The following is a 2,631-nucleotide window of genomic DNA, read 5'->3' as shown; positions in this document are numbered from 1 at the left end:
GCCAGCGGGAAGTTCCACGGGCTGATGCAGACCACCGGGCCCAGCGGGCGGTGCGTGTCGTTGGAGAACCCACCGCGCACCTGCGCCGCGTAATAGCGCAGGAAGTCGACAGCCTCGCGCACTTCGGCGATGGCGTTGGACAGCGTCTTGCCTGCCTCGCGGATGATCAGCCCCATCAGGTGCTGCATCTCGCCTTCCATCAGGTCGGCGGCGCGGTCCAGCAGCGCGGCGCGTGCCTCGGGCGGCGTGGCTTGCCAGATGGGCGCGACAGCAGCGGCGGCCGATAGTGCGGCATCGACGTCGGCTTCAGTCGCTTCCGTCACGTGGCCAACCACATCGCGCAGGTCGGCCGGGTTGCGCACGGGCTGCGCCGTACCGCCCACGTACGGCGCATCGCCGATGGTCGGCTCGGCCGTCCAGACGGTGCTGGTGCCGGCAAGCAGGGCGGACGACAACGACGCCAGGCGCTGCTCGTTCGCCAGGTCAATGCCCGACGAGTTGGCGCGCACGTCACCGTAAAGGTCGCGCGGCAGCGGAATCTTCGGATGCGGCAGGCCGAGCGTCCCTTCATCGGCGTGCATCTTTTCCACCACGGCCACCGGGTCGGCGACGAGGTCGTCCAGAGGAATCGACTCGTCCGCAATGCGGTTCACGAACGAGGTGTTGGCGCCGTTTTCCAGCAGACGGCGCACCAGGTAGGCCAGCAGCGTTTCGTGCGTACCGACCGGCGCGTAGATGCGGCACGGGCGGTTCAGCTTGCCCGGCTTGTTGCCGACGACCTGCTCGTACAGCGGCTCGCCCATGCCGTGCAGGCACTGGAATTCGTATTGGCCGGGGTAATAGTTCTGGCCGGCCATGTGGTAAATGGCCGCCAGCGTGTGCGCGTTGTGCGTGGCGAACTGCGGGAAGATCGCCTCCGGCGCGGCCAGCAGCTTGCGCGCGCAGGCCAGGTACGACACATCGGTGTAGACCTTGCGCGTGTAGACCGGATAGCCCTCCAGGCCGTCAACCTGGGCGCGCTTGACCTCGCTGTCCCAGTACGCGCCCTTTACCAGGCGGATCATCAGGCGGTGCTTGCTGCGGCGCGCCAGGTCGATGATGTAGTCCAGCACGAACGGGCAGCGCTTCTGGTAGCCCTGCACCACGAAGCCGATGCCGTTCCAGCCGGCCAGCTCAGGCGCAAAGCACAGGCGCTCCAGCAGGTCGAGCGACAGCTCCAGGCGGTCGGCTTCTTCCGCATCGATGTTGATGCCGATGTCGTATTCACGCGCCAGCATCGCCAGCGCCTTCACGCGCGGATACAGCTCGTTGATCGTGCGGTCGTATTGCGCGCGGCTGTAGCGCGGATGCAGCGCCGACAGCTTGATCGAGATGCCCGGCCCTTCGTAGATACCGCGCCCTCCCGAAGCCTGCCCGATCGCCCGGATGGCCTGCTCGTACGACGCGAGGTAGCGCTGGGCGTCTTCCTCCGTCATCGCGGCCTCGCCGAGCATGTCGTAGGAGTACCGGAAGCCTTCGGCCTCGAACTTGCGCGCGTTGGCCAGCGCTTCGGAAATGGTTTCGCCAGTGACGAACTGCTCGCCCATCAGGCGCATCGCCATGTCCACGCCCTTGCGGATCAGCGGCTCGCCGCTCTTGCCGATGATGCGCGTGAGCGCCTTCGACAGCCCGGCTTCGTTATGCGTGGCGACCAGCTTGCCTGTGAGCAGCAGGCCCCAGGTGGCGGCGTTCACGAACAGCGACGGGCTCTGGCCGACGTGCGAATACCAGTTGCCGTTGCTGATCTTGTCGCGGATAAGCGCGTCGCGCGTGGCCTTGTCGGGAATGCGCAGCAGCGCCTCGGCCAGGCACATCAGCGCCACGCCTTCCTGGCTCGACAGCGAGAATTCTTGAATCAGGCCCTGCACCAGACCTTCGCGGCCGGTGCCGACCTTTTGCGTGCGGAGCTTGCCCGCGAGGTCCCGTGCGAGCTGCTTGGCTTCCGAGGCGAGCGCGCCCGGCAAGCGGGCCTGCTCCAGCAGCATCGGAATGGCTTCGGTTTCCGGCCGGCGGTAGGCGGCGGTGATGGCGGCGCGCAGCACCGATTGCGGTTGCACGCTTTGCGCAAATTCGAGGAACGGTTGCACCGCAGGTTCGTCACCCTCGTGCACGTCCGAGACGGCTGCGGCGGCGGACGGGAGGCCATCCGCCGCCGGGCCGTTTGCATCAGTTGGCAGCTGCCCCCGCTCCACTTGATCCAGATACGTGAAGATCGCCTGCTTGATCAGCCAATGCGGCGTGCGGTCAATGGACTGCGCAACGCGCTTGAGGCGTTCACGCGAAGCATCGTCCAGCTTGACCCCGAGGGTGGTTGTAGCCATGTGGGTTCCTATCCAGAGCTGCCATTGCCTGGCTTGTGGCCGGCAAATTGGGCGGATCATACGCCTGGCGATCCGGAAGGTGCAACCTAGTGAAACCCCTTGGTTCGAAATGGGTAGATTGGGGTGCAACCGCAGAGGGCTGTGGGGGCCTTTTTGGGGTGACTTTATGGCTGGTTTTTTTGTTTGTGGTGCATCCCTTGTTTCATCCCCTGCCGGGGCTGACTCACTTTCTTTGGTCTTGCCCAAAGAAAGTAAGCAAAGAAAGGCGCGC

1 protein-coding gene is annotated in these 2,631 nt (G+C 65.5%); it reads right to left on the bottom strand.

What is annotated here, in order from left to right; genetic code table 11:
- Positions 1-2,360, bottom strand: a 2,360-nt coding sequence (gene putA, locus FUT88_RS25615; RefSeq protein ID WP_147219349.1) for a bifunctional proline dehydrogenase/L-glutamate gamma-semialdehyde dehydrogenase PutA, incomplete at its 3' end; no start/stop codon positions are given.
- Between the last annotated feature and the right edge of the window lie 271 nt (positions 2,361-2,631).

The organism is Ralstonia sp. TCR112 (assembly GCF_007997035.1).
GTDB classification, from domain to species: Bacteria; Pseudomonadota; Gammaproteobacteria; order Burkholderiales; family Burkholderiaceae; genus Ralstonia; species Ralstonia edaphi.
This window is presented reverse-complemented; position numbering and strand designations above follow the sequence as displayed.